This window comes from Bartonella sp. TT29SHDZB, assembly GCF_042193395.1.
In the GTDB taxonomy this organism is placed as follows: Bacteria; Pseudomonadota; Alphaproteobacteria; order Rhizobiales; family Rhizobiaceae; genus Bartonella.
Genome location: NZ_JBHILQ010000095.1, coordinates 1 through 1,191, shown reverse-complemented (window position 1 = coordinate 1,191; position 1,191 = coordinate 1). Strand labels below are relative to the sequence as shown.

Annotated in this window: 1 protein-coding gene; it reads right to left on the bottom strand. The window is 43.8% G+C overall.

Translation table 11 applies throughout. The features are described from left to right. Nucleotides 1-14: 14 nt before the first annotated feature. The gene (tuf, locus tag ACFIJJ_RS09765) at nt 15-1,190 is read right to left on the bottom strand and encodes an elongation factor Tu (RefSeq protein WP_012755022.1); all 1,176 of its coding nucleotides are present in this window, start codon (nt 1,188-1,190) and stop codon (nt 15-17) included. Nucleotide 1,191 lies beyond the last annotated feature (1 nt).

Genomic DNA, 1,191 nt, shown 5'->3' with positions numbered 1-1,191 from the left:
TCAACAAGCATTATTTATTCAATGATCTTAGAGACGATACCGGCACCAACAGTACGACCACCTTCACGAATAGCAAAACGAAGTTTTTCTTCCATCGCTATCGGAACGATCAACGAAACATCCATGGCAACATTGTCACCGGGCATAACCATTTCCGTTCCTTCTGGAAGCGTAACAATCCCTGTAACATCCGTTGTACGGAAGTAAAACTGAGGGCGATAATTCGTGAAAAATGGCGTATGACGCCCACCTTCATCTTTTGTCAAAATGTAAGCCTCTGCTTTAAAACGTGTATGAGGCGTAACAGATCCTGGCTTCGCCAATACTTGACCACGCTCGATCCCTTCACGATCAACACCACGTAGCAGAGCTCCTATATTATCCCCCGCTTGACCTTGATCTAAAAGCTTGCGGAACATTTCAACGCCCGTAACCGTTGTCTTAGACGTTGGACGAATACCGATAATCTCGATTTCCTCTCCAACTTTAATAACACCACGCTCAACACGACCCGTAACAACCGTTCCACGACCCGAAATCGAAAATACATCCTCTATCGGCATCAAAAATGGTTGATCAACAGGACGTTCAGGGGTTGGAATATAATTATCAACTTCACTCATTAAAAGACGAACAGCGTCTTCACCAATGCTTTTATCCTTATCCTCAAGGGCTGCTAACGCAGAACCCTTAACAATTGGTATATCATCGCCTGGGAAATCATATTTGGATAAAAGTTCCCGAACCTCAAGCTCTACAAGCTCCAAAAGTTCTGCATCATCAACTTGATCAACTTTATTAAGAAAAACAACAATTGCTGGAACACCAACCTGACGTGCAAGCAAAATATGCTCACGTGTCTGAGGCATTGGGCCATCAGCTGCTGAAACAACCAAAATAGCACCATCCATCTGTGCTGCCCCTGTGATCATGTTTTTCACATAATCAGCGTGTCCTGGACAATCAACGTGCGCATAGTGACGATTTTCCGTTTCATACTCAACGTGGGCTGTAGAAATAGTAATTCCACGTGCGCGTTCCTCCGGAGCAGCATCAATTTGGTCATAAGCTTTAAATTCACCAAAATATTTCGTAATCGCTGCTGTCAATGAGGTCTTCCCATGATCAACGTGACCAATCGTACCAATATTAACATGCGGTTTTGTTCGTTCAAACTTGCTCTTCGCCATT